At 28.7% G+C, this 19,134-nt stretch carries 21 protein-coding genes; 3 read left to right on the forward strand and 18 right to left on the reverse strand.

The genetic code is table 11. From position 1 onward, the window contains the following. Positions 1–16: 16 nt before the first annotated feature. From ACYUDJ_RS11120 to ACYUDJ_RS11140, 5 genes are all read right to left on the reverse strand, one after another. Positions 17–397, reverse strand: a complete 381-nt coding sequence (locus ACYUDJ_RS11120) for a MarR family winged helix-turn-helix transcriptional regulator (RefSeq protein WP_003485058.1) — start codon at positions 395–397, stop codon at positions 17–19. A 328-nt stretch (positions 398–725) separates the two neighbouring features. After that, positions 726–1,118 (reverse strand): Ig-like domain-containing protein, encoded by a 393-nt coding sequence (locus tag ACYUDJ_RS11125; RefSeq protein WP_265575291.1) that lies wholly within the window; start codon positions 1,116–1,118, stop codon positions 726–728. 287 nt (positions 1,119–1,405) lie between these two features. Beyond that, a complete protein-coding gene (locus tag ACYUDJ_RS11130) occupies positions 1,406–4,054 on the reverse strand; it encodes a transglutaminase domain-containing protein (protein ID WP_242867245.1) in 2,649 nt (882 codons plus the stop codon). 233 nt (positions 4,055–4,287) lie between these two features. Further along, a complete protein-coding gene (locus tag ACYUDJ_RS11135) occupies positions 4,288–4,776 on the reverse strand; it encodes a DUF4352 domain-containing protein (RefSeq protein ID WP_003485056.1) in 489 nt (162 codons plus the stop codon). A 225-nt stretch (positions 4,777–5,001) separates the two neighbouring features. After that, positions 5,002–5,598: a DUF3862 domain-containing protein gene (locus ACYUDJ_RS11140; RefSeq protein WP_043032125.1), complete on the reverse strand. Its 597-nt coding sequence runs from the start codon at positions 5,596–5,598 to the stop codon at positions 5,002–5,004. A 177-nt stretch (positions 5,599–5,775) separates the two neighbouring features. Here ACYUDJ_RS11140 and ACYUDJ_RS11145 point away from each other — a divergent pair, with 177 nt between their 5' ends. After that, the gene (locus ACYUDJ_RS11145) at positions 5,776–7,569 is read left to right on the forward strand and encodes an aminopeptidase P family N-terminal domain-containing protein (protein ID WP_043032126.1); all 1,794 of its coding nucleotides are present in this window, start codon (positions 5,776–5,778) and stop codon (positions 7,567–7,569) included. A 30-nt stretch (positions 7,570–7,599) separates the two neighbouring features. Further along, positions 7,600–8,997, forward strand: coding sequence for a peptide MFS transporter (locus ACYUDJ_RS11150; protein WP_003485053.1), 1,398 nt, complete (start codon positions 7,600–7,602; stop codon positions 8,995–8,997). Positions 8,998–9,082: 85 nt separating this feature from the next. On the opposite strand, the gene ACYUDJ_RS11155 is transcribed toward ACYUDJ_RS11150, so the two are convergent. The 4 genes from ACYUDJ_RS11155 to ACYUDJ_RS11170 form a co-directional block, all read right to left on the reverse strand. Further along, the gene (locus ACYUDJ_RS11155) at positions 9,083–9,331 is read right to left on the reverse strand and encodes a hypothetical protein (RefSeq protein ID WP_003485052.1); all 249 of its coding nucleotides are present in this window, start codon (positions 9,329–9,331) and stop codon (positions 9,083–9,085) included. 225 nt (positions 9,332–9,556) lie between these two features. Next, positions 9,557–9,703 (reverse strand): hypothetical protein, encoded by a 147-nt coding sequence (locus ACYUDJ_RS11160; protein WP_003485051.1) that lies wholly within the window; start codon positions 9,701–9,703, stop codon positions 9,557–9,559. Between the two features lie 97 nt (positions 9,704–9,800). Continuing rightward, a complete protein-coding gene (locus ACYUDJ_RS11165) occupies positions 9,801–10,070 on the reverse strand; it encodes a DUF1599 domain-containing protein (RefSeq protein ID WP_003485049.1) in 270 nt (89 codons plus the stop codon). A gap of 104 nt (positions 10,071–10,174) precedes the next feature. Beyond that, positions 10,175–10,333, reverse strand: a complete 159-nt coding sequence (locus tag ACYUDJ_RS11170) for a DUF1064 domain-containing protein (protein WP_003485048.1) — start codon at positions 10,331–10,333, stop codon at positions 10,175–10,177. Between the two features lie 53 nt (positions 10,334–10,386). Here ACYUDJ_RS11170 and ACYUDJ_RS11175 point away from each other — a divergent pair, with 53 nt between their 5' ends. Next, a complete protein-coding gene (locus ACYUDJ_RS11175; RefSeq protein ID WP_003485047.1) occupies positions 10,387–11,370 on the forward strand; it encodes a sulfide/dihydroorotate dehydrogenase-like FAD/NAD-binding protein in 984 nt (327 codons plus the stop codon). Between the two features lie 92 nt (positions 11,371–11,462). Here the strand turns inward: ACYUDJ_RS11175 and ACYUDJ_RS11180 are convergent, their stop codons facing one another. The 9 genes from ACYUDJ_RS11180 to ACYUDJ_RS11220 form a co-directional block, all read right to left on the reverse strand. Continuing rightward, entirely contained in the window at positions 11,463–11,630 is a 168-nt protein-coding gene (locus ACYUDJ_RS11180; RefSeq protein WP_003485045.1) for an aspartyl-phosphate phosphatase Spo0E family protein, read from the reverse strand. Between the two features lie 129 nt (positions 11,631–11,759). Then, on the reverse strand, positions 11,760–11,915 hold the full coding sequence (locus ACYUDJ_RS11185) for a hypothetical protein (RefSeq protein ID WP_003485043.1): 156 nt from the start codon (positions 11,913–11,915) through the stop codon (positions 11,760–11,762). A gap of 7 nt (positions 11,916–11,922) precedes the next feature. Further along, positions 11,923–12,168: a hypothetical protein gene (locus tag ACYUDJ_RS11190; RefSeq protein WP_003485041.1), complete on the reverse strand. Its 246-nt coding sequence runs from the start codon at positions 12,166–12,168 to the stop codon at positions 11,923–11,925. 353 nt (positions 12,169–12,521) lie between these two features. Continuing rightward, a complete protein-coding gene (locus tag ACYUDJ_RS11195) occupies positions 12,522–12,929 on the reverse strand; it encodes a hypothetical protein (protein ID WP_042385502.1) in 408 nt (135 codons plus the stop codon). A gap of 406 nt (positions 12,930–13,335) precedes the next feature. After that, on the reverse strand, positions 13,336–13,929 hold the full coding sequence (locus ACYUDJ_RS11200) for a hypothetical protein (protein ID WP_043032127.1): 594 nt from the start codon (positions 13,927–13,929) through the stop codon (positions 13,336–13,338). A 196-nt stretch (positions 13,930–14,125) separates the two neighbouring features. Further along, on the reverse strand, positions 14,126–14,575 hold the full coding sequence (gene msrB / locus ACYUDJ_RS11205; RefSeq protein WP_043032128.1) for a peptide-methionine (R)-S-oxide reductase MsrB: 450 nt from the start codon (positions 14,573–14,575) through the stop codon (positions 14,126–14,128). 193 nt (positions 14,576–14,768) lie between these two features. Beyond that, positions 14,769–15,365 (reverse strand): superoxide dismutase, encoded by a 597-nt coding sequence (locus ACYUDJ_RS11210; protein ID WP_003485034.1) that lies wholly within the window; start codon positions 15,363–15,365, stop codon positions 14,769–14,771. A 205-nt stretch (positions 15,366–15,570) separates the two neighbouring features. Beyond that, entirely contained in the window at positions 15,571–17,316 is a 1,746-nt protein-coding gene (locus tag ACYUDJ_RS11215; protein WP_003485032.1) for an ABC transporter ATP-binding protein, read from the reverse strand. Beyond that, positions 17,309–19,114: an ABC transporter ATP-binding protein gene (locus tag ACYUDJ_RS11220; protein WP_003485030.1), complete on the reverse strand. Its 1,806-nt coding sequence runs from the start codon at positions 19,112–19,114 to the stop codon at positions 17,309–17,311. Before ACYUDJ_RS11220 ends, ACYUDJ_RS11215 begins: the two co-directional genes overlap by 8 nt. Positions 19,115–19,134 lie beyond the last annotated feature (20 nt).

Consider the following 19,134-nt stretch of genomic DNA (forward strand, 5'->3'; position numbering starts at 1 on the left):
CTTTTTATTCCTTTTACTAAGATAAGTATTTTTTTGCTCCCTCACTTAATATTAAAAAACCCTTCTGTATTATTTCTAATTCTGAATCACTAAGAGATCCAAGAACTTTCTTTAGTTTGGCTTCATCCAAATTTGTATGGCGATGTAAGGTATATTTACCTTCTTCAGTTATTTTCACTATAACCTTTCTTTCATCTACTTCACTTCTTTGCTTAGTAACAAAACCTTTTTTTATTAATCTTTTAATGTGCTCCGAAGCTGTATTTGAAGATGTATTTATATGCCTTGCTAAATCTCCAATGGTTATTTCTTTGTTTTTATCAATATATTGTAGCAATCGAATTGCTTGATGAGTTAAGTTTTCTTTATCTATATAATGTAGTAAATACCTGTCCATTCTTCATTAATTATTTTAATCTTATTTTCAAGTTCCATCATAATCACCTCATTTTATGTCTTATAATACGATATAATCGTTTGTCAAGATATAATTTAGTATTAAAAGAATATACTACTCTATAAAACACCACCCTATATATCAACTTTTATTGTATAATTTAATAAAAAAACAAGGATACTTGTGAACTTTTACACATAGTACCCTTGTTTATATCTAGTAATTATTCGTAAAACAAATTTAAGATCAATAAATTTTGTTTTCTATTTTAATGGCTTATTACAAAATTCAATTTTATATTTATAAATAATTTTCTGTAAAATCAATACTAATCTTCATAACTAGTATAGACATAAACTTTAATTGGATTTTTTAATTTTTGGTTTCCTTTAGACTTAATTCTATCTGAAATTATTACTATATAGTTTGTACCTTTTTCAAGATTCTTAGATGAAATTTTTAATTTTTTATTGTTAATTTCTACTTTAGCATCTATTTTTTGTAGTTCATCTGCATCTAAAATATATATGTTATCTTTATTAATAAATTTATCATTAATTTCTCTGTTAAACCCCACTGTAAATGTTTTATCAGGTTTTATATCAGCAAAAACTTTACCCCATTTATCATATTTCTTTATTTTATTAACCTTTTCTTTTACCTCTTTATCATTTTTTATTTTATTATATTTTCTTTCCAGCTTATTTATTTTTTTCATCATTTTATTTTTTTGATTTTTATCATCTATATTATTAGCTTTGATTTTTAACTGATTTATTTCGGATATATCTAAATCAAACTTAAAACTAACTTCTTTTAATTTACTTTTTAAAATATTAACTTGATTTTCTGTATTTCTATCTATATTGTCCTTTATTTCTTTTAATCTATTAATATAAACTTTTCTGCTTTCAATATCTTCTATATTTTCTACCTGTTGTAATGCTTTTTTATAAGAATCATCTGTACCAATATCTTCAGCTTTTTTAACTAAACTATCTACATATTCTAAGGATTGTTTTTTTCTGTTTCTTTATCTAATTTCTTGATTCTATCTTCTACATTTTTTAAATTATTTAATAATTCGCTCTTTATATTTCCATCTCTTATAACATTTACAGCATCTTTTGCATTATTATAACTAGTTATAGAAGGATATCTTTCAGCATATTTAACTAACTCTATTGCTTTATTTGTTTTTATATTCTCTATATTAATTTTAACTTCATAAAGTCTATCTAATAATTCTTTTTTGCTTGCACTTTCTTCTAATACATTTACAATAACTAAAGCTTCACTGTAGCTTTTTTCTTCATTTTCCCTTTCTGCCTGTTCAACTACTTTAATAGCCTCTTCTAAAGCCCTTTGATTTTTAGCTTTTTCTTCTTCCTTAGCTTTATTATTATCTATAGTAGTTTTAACTTTATTAAGTCTATTTAATAGGTCTTTTTTAAGTTCATTATCTCTTAATCTATTTATAGACTCTAACGCTCTATTGTAATTTGTTTCTGTATTATCCTCTTCGGCTAATTTTACTAGCCTTGTAGCTTCTTCTTTTCTACCTATATCAACTTTAACTTCACCTAGTCTATCCCATAACTGTATTTTAATTTCTGAATCTTGTAAATTTGATACTAAATTTGTAGCACTTATATAATCTTCATATATAGTAGTTCTTTCAGCCTTTTCAACTGCTTTTGTGGCATTTTGAACTTTAGCTGCATATTCAGCCTGTTTTTCTTCTTCTGTTTTTTTATCATCAATATCTTTTTGTATTTTATCTAATCTAGTATTTAAATTTGATTTATCCGTATCTTTTAAGCTATTAACTACTACCCTAGCATTATCAACATCTGTTTGATTTTTGCTATTTTCAGCTTTTTCAACTGCTTTTGTAACATTTTGAACTTTAGCTTGATATTCAGCTTGTTCTTGTTCTTCTACTTTTTTTGTGTAGTTATTGAGAAATCGATCATATTTGGATATATAGCTAAGTTTATATTTATTCTCTATATTTGCATTGTCAAGAAGATTACTTAGTTTATCTAAATTTTCTTCTGTTAAATTTCCTTCTGTTTCTTTAATAAGATTTTCTATCTCATATCTTTTTTGTATCTTATCATATATTGTTTTAAACTCTTCTACAATTTCTTCTGATGCATTATTTAACATTTCTTTTAATTTCTCAAATTTATTACTATCTATTACATCACTATTTTCTAGTTCTACAACAAGTGCACCTATTTCATATTGTAATTCATCATTTTTTCCAATAGAATCTAATTGTTTTAGTATATCTTTCCTTTCTTCACTATCAATTAAGGTTTGTGCTAGTTTTCTAGCTTCTTTTATATCTTCTTCTTTTTTAGTATTCTTCGCAATTTCTAATAATTTATTAACAGAATCTATTCTTTCTTGATAGTTAGAAAAAGGTTGGTTATATACTACACTTTTTATAGGTTCACCTTTTATAGTTACTTTTGAGTCTAATATTTTAAAGTCTATTGTTCCATCGCTTGTCCATTTGTATGTATGTGGTTCATTATTGTATCCTAGTACGGAATGAGCAGGTATAAGATCTTTACCATATTTATCATTACCTATAAAATTCATCATATTATATTGTAATGCTAACTCATCTACTGTTTTAAGACCTGGTACTGTAGACTCTACTACAATCCAACCATAATAAGGTAAATAAAATTCTGCCCAAGCATGACGACCTGTTGCACTACCTAACCCATATACATATCTTGCTGGAATCCCTATTTCTCTACACATAGCAATAAATAAAGAGGCATAATCTTCACATACGCCTTTACCAGTATTTAAAGCTGATATTGCACCTTTATTAGCATATTGTTTAACTTGTTCATTATCTTCAAGGTTAACATAATACATATGTTTTACTACAAATCTATATATAGATTGCACTCTTTCCATATTATTTGCACAACCTTTAGTTATTTCTATAGTTTTATTTTTAATTTGTGTATTATTGTAAGGAATTTTTTTATCATCATCATATTTATAACCCTTTAATAAATCTGAACTATCATATGAAGCATATGAAGATTTTAAAACTTCTTTTAGCTTATCACTAAACTGTTTATATTCTTTATCTTCCGCATCATTTTCTTTGTACAAACCATAATCTAAATTACCAGATATAAATTCTTTAGATATTTTAATATTTTTGTTAAAGCTATCAGTAATATTAAAAACATATACATGTAATTTATAATTCCCACCTTTAATCTGCTCCCAAATACCAAACACTTGGTTTTTATTAGAAGTATTATTTAATTGTTGATTTTTTAATTCTTCTTCTTTTTCTTCTAATGATTTTTTATTACTGTTAAATATATTTATATTCTTTCCATCTATAGTAGCTCTAAAAAATGTTGTATCTAATTGATGTGCTGTAGAACTAATGGAACCTACATATAATTCACCATATGCATACTTGCACTTTTGTTTTATTTTTATATTATAACTTGCAGTATATTCATATGTTCTAGCATCTTTTATTTCATAAACAGCCTTTGTTTTATCAAAAGCTTTTACCTCTTTTATACTACTACCTAAAAATGATAGAAATATTGTTAAACTTAATGTTGCTGATGTTATAATTCTTTTAGTTTTTTTACTTAACATTAATCCACCCCGATTTCAAATTAATTTCAATAATACAGCTAATTCTTATACAAATAACCTAATTACAATTCATAAATATTCCATATATTTAAATGGCATACAATTTACATTATACACCATTATTATGGTTTATAATGTATAATTTTTCATTCTTTCAATATACATCCAATATATCACTTCTTTTTTATTATAAAAAAAACACCTATATAATTATAGATGCCTTAAATTGCTCTTTATTTTTTTACATTAAAAACAGTATGGTTTTCATCATCATAAGAAATTTCAAATGTTTTAGGAGTATCATTTTTTTGAAGCTCATATGCTATTTCACCTTTTAGTTTTTCTCCTGGTTTAATTGTGTCCAGTAATAGCTCTCCATTTAATTCTTGGTTATTTATAGCTTCACCTTTTCTATTTTCAACAGTTTTAAGAGTATAATTATCTAAAAAGCTGCTTTTCAAATCTTGTTTTGAAGTATTTTCTATTTCAACTTCAATTGCATACACTGTATCCTCAGTATTTAATTTTCTAATATTAGTAACTGATACTTTTGCTATAGGCAGCTTAGCCTGTTCTCCAATTTTATGGACTGTTGTTTTTTGTTCTGCTGATTCTTTTTTTTGTTCAACATCATCTTTAGCATTATTATTTTGATTTCCACACCCTACGAAACTTAATACAACTAAAATAACCATTAGTATACTTATTAATTTATTTTTCATTTATATCCCCCTCTTCAAACTATATTATAGTAAAAATAGATTATTTTTCAAGCTATTCTTTAATATATCTTTTACCTATGCTCTGTAAATTAAGATACCTCAAGAAAAAATAACCATTTAAGTGATTGTTTAATTATACATTTATGTTTTTATTTCTTAAATATCCACAATATTCATCTAATTTACAAGAGATGCTTAAATTCTTAAGCATCTCTTTAGCTCTATTTAATTCAATCCAAGTCGATTTTTCGAAGTTACTTTTCCATTTTGAAATGTTACATTCATATTAGTTCCATTAGTATTAGCCCATAAATATATTGATTTAGTACTTCCGTTAATTTCAGATATAGACATTAATTTGCCATCACCTAATATTTCTTTAACTTTACTATAATTCATTCCTGTTGTAATTTTTGTATATTTTATTAAATTTACATCTTCCTTTCCCATTGAAAGGCCAGTTTGAGCTTTTCCTATAACTTTATTATTTTTAACAATAACATCCATGTTACTATTATCATCATTGTACCACGTATATATAACTACTTTTATACCATCTATTTCAGATTCTTTTGATTCTTTATATTCGCCTAAAATGTTCTTTACTTCCTCATAAGTTGAACCTATTTCTATTTTACAAAACTTTTCATAGGTTACTTTTCTAGTGTCATCCTTTTTAACTTCTGTTTTAGCAGAAGTTTTGGTATCTGTAATATTTGTTTTTTTATTACCACAATAGCTAGCTACTCCACATATAATTACTATAGCGATAATCCAGAACCAAATTTTTTTATAAAATGGTTCCTCTTTTTTTTCTAACATTTAATCGACCTCTTTCCTCTAAATGGTTCAGCTATTATTATATGAAACTTATCTTTTATATGACACTACTTATTGAGAATTCTTTCATGCACATTCCACTAATTGGGATAGTTTTCCTTCTTCTTTTGTGCTATAATTCTTATGAAAAGCAATATTAATTGAAGGGGGATTAATACAATGAAAGTATCTGAAAGACTTACAAAATTAAGGACCTTGATGACTGAAAAAAATATTGATATGTATATCGTACCTACTGCTGATTTCCATCAAAGCGAATATGTAGGTGAACATTTCAAAGCCAGAAAATATATAACTGGGTTCTCTGGTTCTGCAGGAACTGCTGTTATAACAAAAGATCATGCAGGATTATGGACAGACGGAAGATATTTTCTACAGGCTGGAAACCAATTAAAAGGAACCACTGTAGAATTATTTAAAATGGGAGAACCGGGAGTTCCAACTATAGAAGAATATATCATGAACACACTTCCTGATAAAGGCACTCTTGGATTTGACGGACGTGTTGTTTCTATGGGTGATGGCCAAACTTATGAAAAAATATTGTCAAGTAAAAATGCTGACATCAACTACGATTGTGATTTAATTAATGATATATGGGAAGACCGTCCACCACTTTCTGAAGAACCCGCATTTGAACTTGATATAAAATACACTGGAGAATCTACTGCTTCAAAATTAAAACGTATAAGAGAAGCAATGACAGCTGAAGGTGCAAACACACATGTTATTACGTCTCTAGATGATATTGCATGGACTCTTAATATCCGTGGAAACGATATCGAATTTTTCCCACTAATTTTAAGCTATCTTATCATTACAATGGATGAAGTTCATCTATTCATCAATGAAACTAAATTAAGCGATGAAATTAAGTCAAATCTTAAGGAAAACGGTGTATCATTCATACATCCATATAATGAAGTATATGAAACAGTTAAAAAATTCACTAATTCTGATGTTGTTTTAGTTGACCCAGCTAGAATGAATTATGCATTATATAACAATATTCCTGAAGACGTTAAAAAAGTAGAAAAACGAAATCCATCTGTTCTATTTAAAGCTATGAAAAACCCAATTGAAATTGAAAATATTAAAAAAGCTCAAATAAAAGATGGAGTAGCTCATACTAAATTTATGTACTGGCTTAAACATAATATAGGCAAAGAAGTCATCACAGAAATAAGCGCTTCTAATAAACTAGATGAATTCCGCGCAGAACAAGGAGGATTTATTCGCCCAAGTTTTGAACCTATTTCTTCATTTGGTGAGCACGCTGCCATAGTACACTATGCTCCAACTCCTGAAACAGATATAGAACTAAAAGAAGGTTCTTTATTCTTAACAGATACAGGTGCTGGTTTCTATGAAGGTTCTACAGATATTACAAGAACTTATGCATTAGGAGAAGTACCACAGATAATGAAAGATCACTTTACTCTAACTGTTAATAGTAATCTTCATCTTGCCCATGCAAGATTCCTTTATGGTTGTAATGGTATGAATTTGGATATACTTGCACGTGCTCCATTCTGGAATAGCGCCTTAAACTTTAACCATGGTACAGGCCACGGTGTTGGATATTTAATGAACATACATGAAGCACCAACTGGATTTAGATGGCAATACCGTGCAAACGAAACTCATCCTTTTGAAGAAGGAATGGTTATCACTGATGAACCTGGTATCTATATCGCAGGCTCACACGGTGTTCGTATTGAAAATGAGCTTCTTGTATGCAAAGGAGAAAAGAATGAATACGGCCAATTCATGTACTTTGAGCCAATTAGTTATGTACCTATAGATTTAGATGCAATAAATCCTGACCTTATGACCACAGAAGAAAAAACATGGTTAAATGAATACCACGAAATCGTATACAATACAATTTCACCATACCTAACTCAAGAGGAAAAAGATTGGTTAAAAGAATACACTAAAAAAATTTCATAATTAAGTCCAATTGAAAGAAGGTATGTAACAATGTCACAAAAAGAGCAAAAACATCCTATAGGCCTTTCACTGGTAAATATCTCTATAGCCCTCCAAAGCTATGCGGGGTATGCAGTATCATCTGTATTAATATTATTTTTTACAGCTGATATCAGTCGAAATGGCTTAGGATTAAGCGTGCCAAAAGCCGCTTCTATCATTGGCCTATATCAAGGCGTTAACTATATGGGGTCACTTGTTGGGGGTTATATTACTGATAAATGGTTAGGAATTCAGAAATCACTAGCATTAGGTTCCTTCCTAACCGCATGTGGATATATGGTACTATTCTTTGCAAAGCCAAATATTGGAAGTATATGGTTAGGACTCATTGTCTTGATTATAGCAGGTGCATTTTTCAAAGGACAAATTAGTACTCTTGTAGGATCACTTTATGGGAAAAATGAATTATCAAAAAAAGACGCTGCCTACAGCATATTCTATATGTTCATAAATATTGGTTCCTTTTTTGGTCCTATAATTGCAGGGTTAATCTCTGATAAATGGTTCGCTAAAGTAGCCGCAGACGGAGAAATTGCATCCTATGGTTATAAATATATTTTCCTTATGTGCGCTATTGTGATGATAATCGTATGTGCCTTGATTTTGATTTTATCTCCTAAATGGTTAGGAGATGTGGGAAAATACCCAGTATCAAAAACTGAAGCTAAAAAAGCTTCCTCAAAATCCGAAGAAAAAGTTACAAACAAACCTTTAACACATACAGAAAAGAACCGTATTAAAGCTATGATTGTCATGTTTCTATTTGTGATTATATTCTGGTCTGCATGGTACCAAACCGCTACATCTTTCTCTTTGCTTGCGGATAAACTAGTAAACAGAAAATTTGGTGGATTTACAATGCCTGTGCCTTGGCTTACTTCCGTTAATGCAATCTTCTGCGTAGTGTTTTCCCCAATACTAGCAAATATCTGGGTAAGACTTGGAAATAGCAAGAAAGGTGATTTATCAGTTCCTACTAAAATGGGGCTTGGACTAATTTTAGCAGGAGCTTCCTTTATTACCTTGATCTTAGGTATTTCTACACTAGGCGGTGTAACAGATGGAAGTAAACAGATGAATATACTTTTTATCATTGTTGCTTACTTTTTATTAACATTGGGTGAACTTTGCCTATCTCCAATAGGAATGGCTATGTTCAATAAACTAGCTCCTGCTAAATATGGATCATTAGCAATGGGGGCATGGTACTTAAGTTTCTTTTTTTCAAACTTGATTTCAGGAAAGCTTGCAGGATTCACAGATACCATGGGATATACAGAAATCTTTGGATTCATAGCTGGTGTTGTAATCGTATTTGGTATAATCCTGATTTTATTAAGAAATGGCTTATTAAAACTAATGGCTCTTACTGAATTCGATAAATAAATTATATGAGTCATCATATTTATAAGTATAACATTACAAAAGACTATAATGCTATTAACTATAGCATTATAGTCTTTTCATAGCTTTAAAACTTGTCAGCCATTTCCTTTAATCCTTCTGGAAGATATTCTTTTAGATATTTATAATGTACTCTTTCAGCCATTTTTGCTGTTGCATAAAACTTCAAATATAGATTTATCAAATCGTCAACTTTTATTGGCTTATCTGATTCATACTGATCTATTAAATATATGTCTAATAGCTCCATAGCAACATCATTGCTATTCCTTTGTATTGGTGTTGGTATTAAATTTTCTCTTATTTCTTCTGCCATAATATTAAGCTCCTCTCACTATATTTAATCGTACATTTCAGTATATTCTTACTTATGCAAAAATGTGTATATACCGCAGTTGATTCTATAATAAAATAGCTTATGTATTACTGATTGTTATATATCCATTATTTTCTCTGCCCTCAAACCTTTTTATATCATATACTCAGTATAATCACCTAGGCAATTTTATGTATATAAAAAGCACATGGGATTCACCAAGTGCTAAGCTCTATTTTTGTATATATTTCTCTTTAAAATTTCTGCAAATGATACCTCTTCATTATTATCATTTTCCTTTTTTATTTTAGGCTCAATTCTTATTCTTTGCTCATAGCATTTATCAATTTCTATTATTTTATTAACTCTCATATTAAATCCCCTCCATATATATATACGCAAGGCTTTTAATATTTAATGGGGTACTAAAACAATTAATAAACCATATAAGATATCCATATTCATAGCATTATTCTTCCTCTTCTAACTCAATTAAAGTCATAATGCTGTAGTTAGCTAAATCTATTAATGTATCTTTTATAGATTCATCCACTAGAGCATCCTTAGTACATAAGCTTTGTAACCTATTAACTTTATCTGTAATTCTAGTTACTGCACTTATTATTCCTAATTTTTTATAGGTTTCTCCAAAACTGTCCCCATAGTCATGATTCTTAATTTTATAAATTTTATTAAGTTCCTCACATATAATTTTATGTTTATTGGCTTTATCCATCATTGTTACCTCCTAAAGCTAACCTACTTCCCTACATCATATTTTCTCCATACATCTAATTTTAATCCTGGATAATTATAATCAAATATCTTATTTCTCATTTCACCTTATTGTGTAATCATCCCCTTAACATCTATTAATTCTTCTGTAGTATCAAGATGATATATTAGAAAATCTGGTACATATGTTATACCTCTATATGTCTTTCCATTCTTCTTAAATTCTGGTCCTAACTCATACTTAAAGTTTAAAATCTTTTGTAACAAAATTATATTTAAGAAATATTTTAATAGTATGAAGATAAAGTGGAGGGATAGGCATGGAGTACGAAATAAAAGATTGTATAGATGCTGGTAGTGAATACTGCCCTTGTCATTTAGCTGAAACAGGAGATTGTATATTATGTTCTCAGTTATCCGGCAAAAAATTTTGTGATTGTATAAATTGGAAAGGTGTTTGTATATATCAAGAATTTATTTGGAACGGTAAAAAAGCTAAAGAAGAAAGAGAAACCTACTTAGGTAAAATTATAGGAAAAGATAACATAGAAGATAAAACTATGGTGCTAACTATAGCATTAAGTCATAAATTATGCCAACAGTTAGTTTATCCAGGTAGTTTTGTATTTTTAAGAAACAAAAATGATTTTGGTTTTTACGATGCTCCTATTTCTATTATGGATGTGGATACAGAAGAAAACTTTATCAAAATTGCTATTGAAATTAGAGGTGTAAAAACTAAAACTATAGCTAGCTTAAATAAAAATGATGATATTTTGGTGAGAGGTCCTTTCTGGAATGGAGTTTTAGGTCTTAAAAATGTTTATAAAACAAAAAATGGAACTAGCCTTTTAATATCAAGGGGTATCGGTCAAGCCCCTTTAGTCCCTGTTATGAAAAAATTGCACTCTAATGGGAATAAAATAATAGCTATAATAGATAATTCTGGTTATGAAAATATATTGATAAAGGACTATTTAGAATTATATAATGCAGAAGTTATAGAATTAAATACTTTAAAGGCTGGTGAACTTACAGAGGAATTAAAGAATACATTAACAGATATCCTAGATAAAGAAGACATTAATATAATTCACTGCTCTGCTCAGGATATTATAATATATAAACTTGTAGAGTTTTTAGAAGGGAAAGTTCCAATATCTAGTTCTAATAATGCAAAAATGTGTTGTGGTGAAGGTGTTTGTGGTACTTGTACTGTAAGATACAAGGGACATATAGTTAAAAGATTATGCAAAGTACAAACAGATCCTAAATATGTGTTTAGAGAAAGAAGACTTATTTAAGCTTTAGAGAACCCCAGACATTTTTGCCTGGGGTCTTTTAAATAACTTAAGCATTAAAAATTAAATACTTTTCCTCTTTAGTATGCTAATAGTTAGTGATTTTGGCTTAAGAATTTGTTGTACTCATTAAGTAATGTGTCTAATTGTTGACTTAATAGTACAAGATCCTCATCAATAAGCTGCGATCTTTCACTTATTAGCTGGTTCATTAAGGTTCTAGCTTCTTCTATTTTCTCTAATAATAACTGCTCTTTTGACATAGTATCCCTCCTTTCAATTTCAACTATATAAAATTGAAAGGATACTATGTAATAATTTGGAACAAAAAAATAACTATCTCAAAATAAAATCTATTTTGAGATAGTTTTCTTAAATTCACCTCTACTAAATCATATTAGCTTATAATTTCTATTGTTTAAACATCTTTGCAAATATACTATTTTAGTGTTGTTATTCTCTATTGAAAGTTTTATTCCTTCTCCTGCTTCATAGTGAAACATAATATTAACTTCATCAGAGTCAGATTTTAATTCATTTACTTCCACATTACCCCTACTTTACAGTTTTCATCTGGTTTAATATGTGTAATAATTTATTTTTAGCTTCACTGGGGACCATATCTTCAACTGCTTGAAACACAATATCTTCTGTTACAACTTCTACTTTATGATTAATAATCCAATTAGCTACCACCCTCTTTATACTACCTTGAAAAAGTTTAGGTACCGCTTTTAGAATAACTTCATACATCCTCTTACTGTTGCCTTCCCACTTAAGATTATTTAAGATTTCTTCCACAAAAATTCCCCCTTAAACTTTTTATATATTTAATACTTTTTACTCACCTTTAATACTCTAACTTTATATAAAAATAGATCACATTATAATTCTTAAACTATTTAATAATATTAATAGTTGTCTTTAAAAACGTTTTCTGTTTATATTTTAAAAGCAGAACTTAGATGGGCACACATAAAAATATTATTAATTATACAAGTTTATATATATTGAATTTATTTTAAAAATATTACTATATAAAATTAAATTATTTATTTTCTTATTTATAACAGAATAGATAAAAATAAAAAGCTGTTGATAAAATATGTTTATCAACAGCTTGAAATATCTCCTTGAATGGAACTACCTATTTTCTAGTTTCCTATTTTATTTTCCTTAGAATTTGGTAACTGCTTTTCTTCATTAATTATTTGATCCGCCGGTTCAAGTAATTTTGATTGCTTTATTTGAGTATTTATTTCTCCAACAATGGCCTCTCTAAAATGATCTAAATCCTCTTGCTTTAAGGTTGGTATTTTTTCCATAAGCATACTATTAAACTTCTCTGCTTTTTCTTCACCACTTTTTGGCATAAATCTATATTCCTGCTCTATTGCATAAAATACACTTTTAGCAATGTTGTAATACATATTATATTGTTCATTTCTCATTTGCTTTATTAAAGCTTGTCTCTTTTGCTTAAAATATTGTACTGCTACTGTACTTAAATATATAATAACTACTCCTAGAATATTTGTAAGGGCATCTGTAATTATTTGCATCATCTGATTATTCATAATATAATCCCCCTAATCATTTATATTCTGAATTCCTTTATCTCTATATTTATTTAAACTTACTTATTAATATTATATTAGCCATTAGCTTAATTTGACTCTCTAACATATAAACTTCAATTTTCCTCTATTTTTTCACAAAGAGTTATTATGAAATTTTATTTAGATAATTATTTAAATAATATTAAGATAAGGATATTATTCTTTTTTTGTATAAAATAAAAAGCCTTATTTCTAAGACTTTAAAATCATACTTTATTTATATGGTATACAGGCCTTTTTAAATATGATAACATTTCCTTAAAGGGAGGTTTTTTATATGCACAATCATACTTATCCTCAACAATAGAAGCACATACTATTATTACTTAGTATGTGCTTATTAATTACTTTATTTAGATTGGAACTTTTTTCCTACTGAATAAAGATTGCCACTTAGCGCATTTGCTAATTCTTCATCGGGCTCTATAAGCCATCCATTATCTCCTTTAACTAATTTTACAGTAATATTTGTTTTTATTTTTGGAGCATTAGGATCATTTATAGAATTCAGCATATGTTGAATAATTACAGCCTGTTGTTTCTTTTCATCAATTTTTCCTTTGGAAAAAGCTTCATCTATTAAATTTGGTAAAATTTCATCAATTGTTTTTGTTGTTATTTTTCCTAAATCTATTGATGTTACTGAAACTTTTGCTGTAGCAGTATGACCATTCTTTTCTACATCTCCTAAAGAATAATCAAATTTAGATAAAACAGCTTTTACAATTTTCTCCTGCTCTTTGCTATCAAATTCATCAACTTTTAATTCTTTATAAAAAGAATTAACGTTTATAAATGTAGATGCCTTTTTAATATCTTGTTGCTTAAGAGCTCCAAAAAAACCCTTAACAGTTTCATCTGGTTTTGGACTACATCCAGTTAAAGAAATAGATAAAAGTGTTATAAATATAACTGGCATTAATTTTTTAAAAATAGATTTCATTATATAGTTTCCTCCTAAAATAATAATATGAATACGTATAAATTATACAATTAATATGACAACAAGTAAACTTTTTATTAATTTTTGGATATTATTGGACTTGTTTTTTACTTTTTTTGTTAGCTCTAGTTTTTTAAATTTTATACTTTGTATAAATAAAAGTTTTAATTTAAACTATTAATAAAATCTATTACTATTATTTAGACAACTTTAAATATTCATCATATCCTTCTTCTTGAAGCTTGTCTTTAGGAATAAATTTAAGTGAAGCTGAATTAATACAATATCTTAATCCCCCTAATTCTTCTGGTCCATCACAAAATACATGACCCAAGTGAGAATCAGAATTTTTACTTCTTACTTCCGTTCTAATCATTCCATAACCTTTATCAATGGATTCTTTTATTATTTTTCTATCTATAGGTTTGGTAAATGCTGGCCATCCACATGAAGAATTAAACTTATCTTTTGAAGTAAATAAAGGCTCTCCATTGGTTATATCTACATAAATCCCTTCTTCATTTAAATCCCAATACTCATTTTTATATGGTGCTTCCGTTCCATTTTCTTGAGTAACATAATACTCCTCTTCCGTTAGTATCTTTTTTAATTCCTCTTTAGATTTTTTACTATAATTCTTATGCATATTTCCTCCTTGATTTAATTTTTTTAAAAAATTATAAAGGAGGATGTCTCAAAATAGCCTTAATTTTAAAACCATAAATATATTAAAATTAAGGCCATTTTTATTTTGAGACACCCTCTTTTTGAACAATCTGAATAAAGCATCTGATAAACAGTAAATTTTTTATTGTGTTTTTGATTAAATACTATACTATTTATTTTATAGCATTGTCATATCTAGTATTTACTATATCCCAATTTACGATATTCCACCAAGCATTAATAAACTCTGCCCTTCTATTTTGATATTTTAAATAATACGCATGTTCCCATAAATCTAAAATTAGCAATGGAACTACTCCCCATTGAGTTAAATTTTGATGTTTTTCTGCCTGCAATATTACTAATTCTTGAAACATAGGATTCCATGCTAAAATAGTCCAACCTGAACCTTCTACTGCTATAGCAGCTTCAGTAAATTGTTTTTTAAATTTTTCATAGTCCCCGAAATCTTGTTTTATTCTTTCAATTATAGAGCCCTCAGGATTTAGATTTCCATTAGGGGTCATATTTTCCCAAAATAATGTATGTAAAATATGGCCTGATCCATGAAAAGCTATTTCCTTTTCCCAATGTTTTATTAAACTAAAATCGCCTGATTCTCTAGCTTCTTGAAGCTTTTGTTCTGCTTTATTTAATCCATCTACATAAGCTTTATGATGAATATCATGATGTATTTTCAAAGTCTTCTCATCATAATGAGGTTCTAATGCATTGTAATCATAATTTAAATTTGGTAAAGTATGTGCCATATTAAATATCTCCTTCTCTTATTTTATCTATCTTTACTTAGTATTAATATCTATTAAATAAATATTCATGCTAAATGCAAAGCATGATTAAGTTATCCAATAAATATAATGCATATGATTTATATAAGCTTTTAATTATACACAAAAGGTACTTTTTCAGCACCTTTTTTCAGTCTATATGGATAAAATCACAAAACAAATATTTTTAAATACTCCATTCCTCTGCTGTCTTTCGTATGTCTAGAAATCTCTTATAAACTCCTTCCTGATTTATTAGTTCTTCATGACTTCCTCTCTGAACAACACTACCCTCATCCACCACAAGTATCTGATCTGCATTTTGAATAGTGGCAAGACGGTGTGCAATAATTATAATGGTTTTCCCATGTACTAAAGCACTAATAGCCTTTTGTATTGCATGTTCATTTTCCGGATCTACACTAGCAGTTGCTTCATCTAAAATAACAATTGGAGCATTTTTTAGCATTGCTCTAGCTATAGATATTCTTTGCTTTTCACCACCTGAAAGAGTGGAACCACCATCTCCAATCACTGTTTTATATCCATCAGGAAGACTCATAATAAAATCATGACAGCAGGCTTTTTTAGCCACCTTTATCACCTCTTCAAAGCTTACCTCTGGTTTTCCAAATCGAATATTATTAAGCACCGTATCATGGAACAAATATACCTTTTGAAACACCATACTTATATTCTTTAAAAGACTGTCACAGGTTATATCTTTTATGTTAACCCCTCCTATGAATATACTGCCTTTGTCCACATCATAGAATCTAGCAATCAAGCTGCATATTGTAGATTTTCCGCTTCCAGAAGGACCAACTATTGCTGTAGTAGTATTCTCTGGTATAGTGAATGATACATTCTTTAATACATCCCGCTTTTCATAACCAAAAGTAACATTTTTAAAGTTAATATCATATGTTGATAATTTTATATCTTTGCTATTTTGGTCAATAAAATCTGCACTTTCTATGGCATTTAATTTATCTAATGTTGCATCAATAATTTTTAGAACATGAGCTGCATTATTTATAGTTTCAATATGCCCAAATATAACAAAAGAAAATATAGCCATCATGAGCATTGTAGCTATATCCATAGCCCCCTTTACAGCCATTATTGCTGATACAAGAACCATGGCTACAGATGCAAATTTAAGTACAAATAAGTGTAGACAATTATAAGGAACATAATCTTTTTCAATTTTAATATTTATATCTTTGCTCATCTTATAGGCATTACGAATACCCTCTATAGAAACTCCATTCTGCTTAAAGGCTTTAACTACTGACATTCCCCTAATATACTCAATAGTAGCTGTTATCATGCTGTCTTGTGCCCTCTGATGTACTGGAGCGTTTTCATTGCTCTTATCTCCCAGTAATTTCAAGAATATAACTGATAACAAAATGCCTACTGCTGCAATTATAGCAATCCACAAATTATAAAAAGCTAAACAAAATACCATTGTAAATGCACTTATATATCCATTTATAACAACATCAATCATCTTCATTCCATACATTTCAATGAAAGATAAATCTGTTGTTACAGCTGAGGCAATTTCTCCAGCATTTTTTTCGCTAAAAAATCCTAAAGATACCCTTTTTAATATATCTCCAATTCTAATCCTTTGTTCTGCTGTTACTTCATATCCAATACTATCTTGGGTGGATGCCCGAAGATAAGAAAACAAAAATCTACCTAACACAGTAAAAACCATAAATAATAACATATAAAATACCCAATCTATTGTTAACTTCTTATTCCCATTCATGTCCTCTACTATAAGATTTAATCCATATGCAGCTCCCATAATTGGCATGGCTGTAAACATAGTATTAAAAAAGGAATATATAAACCCTATATATAATCGTTTTTTTCGGTGTCCAGCCCATTGAATAATTCGTTTTATTGATTTAAACATATTGCTTTACTCCTCCTTTCTCATTCTCATTGTTGGCTGCCCATTTCTTTGCACCAATATGGGCCTGCCACATATCCTTATAAAGTTCGCATTCTTTAAGCAACTCTTCATGTGTACCTATATCTACAATACAACCTTTTTCCATAACAATGATTGGGTCTGCATTTCTAATAGTTGACAATCTATGAGCAATCACCAATAAAGTTTTCCCTTTGGTAAGAGCAGCAATTGATTTTTGAAGTTTATCTTCATTTTCAGGATCTGTAAAAGCTGTTGCTTCATCCATAATAACAATGGGTGCATTTTTTAAGATAGCTCTTGCTATTGCAATCCTCTGCTTTTCTCCTCCTGATAATTTTCCTCCTGCTTCCCCAGCATTAGTCTTATATCCATTATCAAGATTTTTGATGAACTCATGGCAACAAGCTGCTTTTCCGGCATTAATCACTTCTTCATCAGATGCACTAGGATTCCCAAGCCGTATATTTTCCATGATTGAATAATTAAACAAGAAATTGTCCTGAGTTACAAAACTCACTGTATCAGCAAGCTGTGACAAAGGAAATCTTTTGATATTAATACCACCAATTTTAATCTCGCCTTTACTCACATCCCAAAATCGTGTAATCAATCTTGCAACCGTAGATTTTCCACCTCCTGAAGGACCAACCAAAGCTGCAAATTTTCCTTCAGGAAGTTTTAAATTAATGTTATTAAGTACATAATTATTTGTTCTACTTAAATTATCATCTTTATCAATATTATAGGAGAAGAATACATTTTTAAGCTCAATATGATATCTACAAATATTTACTGGCTCTAATGGATTTTCAAGTTCCTTTAAATTTAAAAATTCATAAGCATCCTTTACAGCATATTCTATAGCTTTAGCTTCATTTACAAATACCGTAAAGCTAGTTAATGGTGCTACAATTCCTAAAGACAATATAAGGCACATTGTAAGATCTGCAGGACTTAAAGACCCATTTATATACAAATACATTCCAATAGGCATAGTACCAAGTAAAGTTGATGGTAAAACTGCTCCACCAAAATTCATAAGTTTCCAAGTGCTTTCAAACCAGTTTAATGTATATACTTTAAAAGATTCCACTGCTTTTTCAAATTTTTCATAAGAAGATGATGATCGGTTAAAGGCCTTAATAACCTCAATTCCTTCTACATATTCTACAATAACGCTATTTACATAATTACTAGACTCCATATAATTCTCATACTGTTTACTAAAGGTCTTCATCATAAATCCATATGCTATAATAGCTATAGGTACTGTAATTATTGATGCCAGTGCCATACGCCAATCTATCATAATAATATAGATAAATACTCCTATAGGCAAAAGTAGATTAGAAATTCCTTCTGGTATCATATGAGCCAAAGGAAGTTCGATAGTTTCTACACGATCTACAATTATATTTTTTATCTTTCCTATAGGTTGGTTTAATACAGTACCAAGTGGAGCTTTCATTAATCTATCAGCAATATTAAGCCGCATCTTCTCTAGTATGGTATATGCAGAAAAATGGGCTAAGGTAGTAGATATGGCATAAAAAACAAGCTTCACCATATATCCAATAAGACATATTACTGACCAAAACAATATGTCCTCTACTATCTGCCTTCCATTAAAAAATAAAATTATTATTTGATAAACTCCTACATAAGGCAAGAGTCCACCTATAACGCTGATTATTGCACATAATACGGAAATGATCATCTTTACTTTGCATTCCTTAGCAAAGGACAAAACAGTTCCTAACCAATTTTTTTCTTTCATTTTACTCTTTCACCTCTCAT

It is taken from the genome of Clostridium sp. CTA-6 (assembly GCF_054768115.1).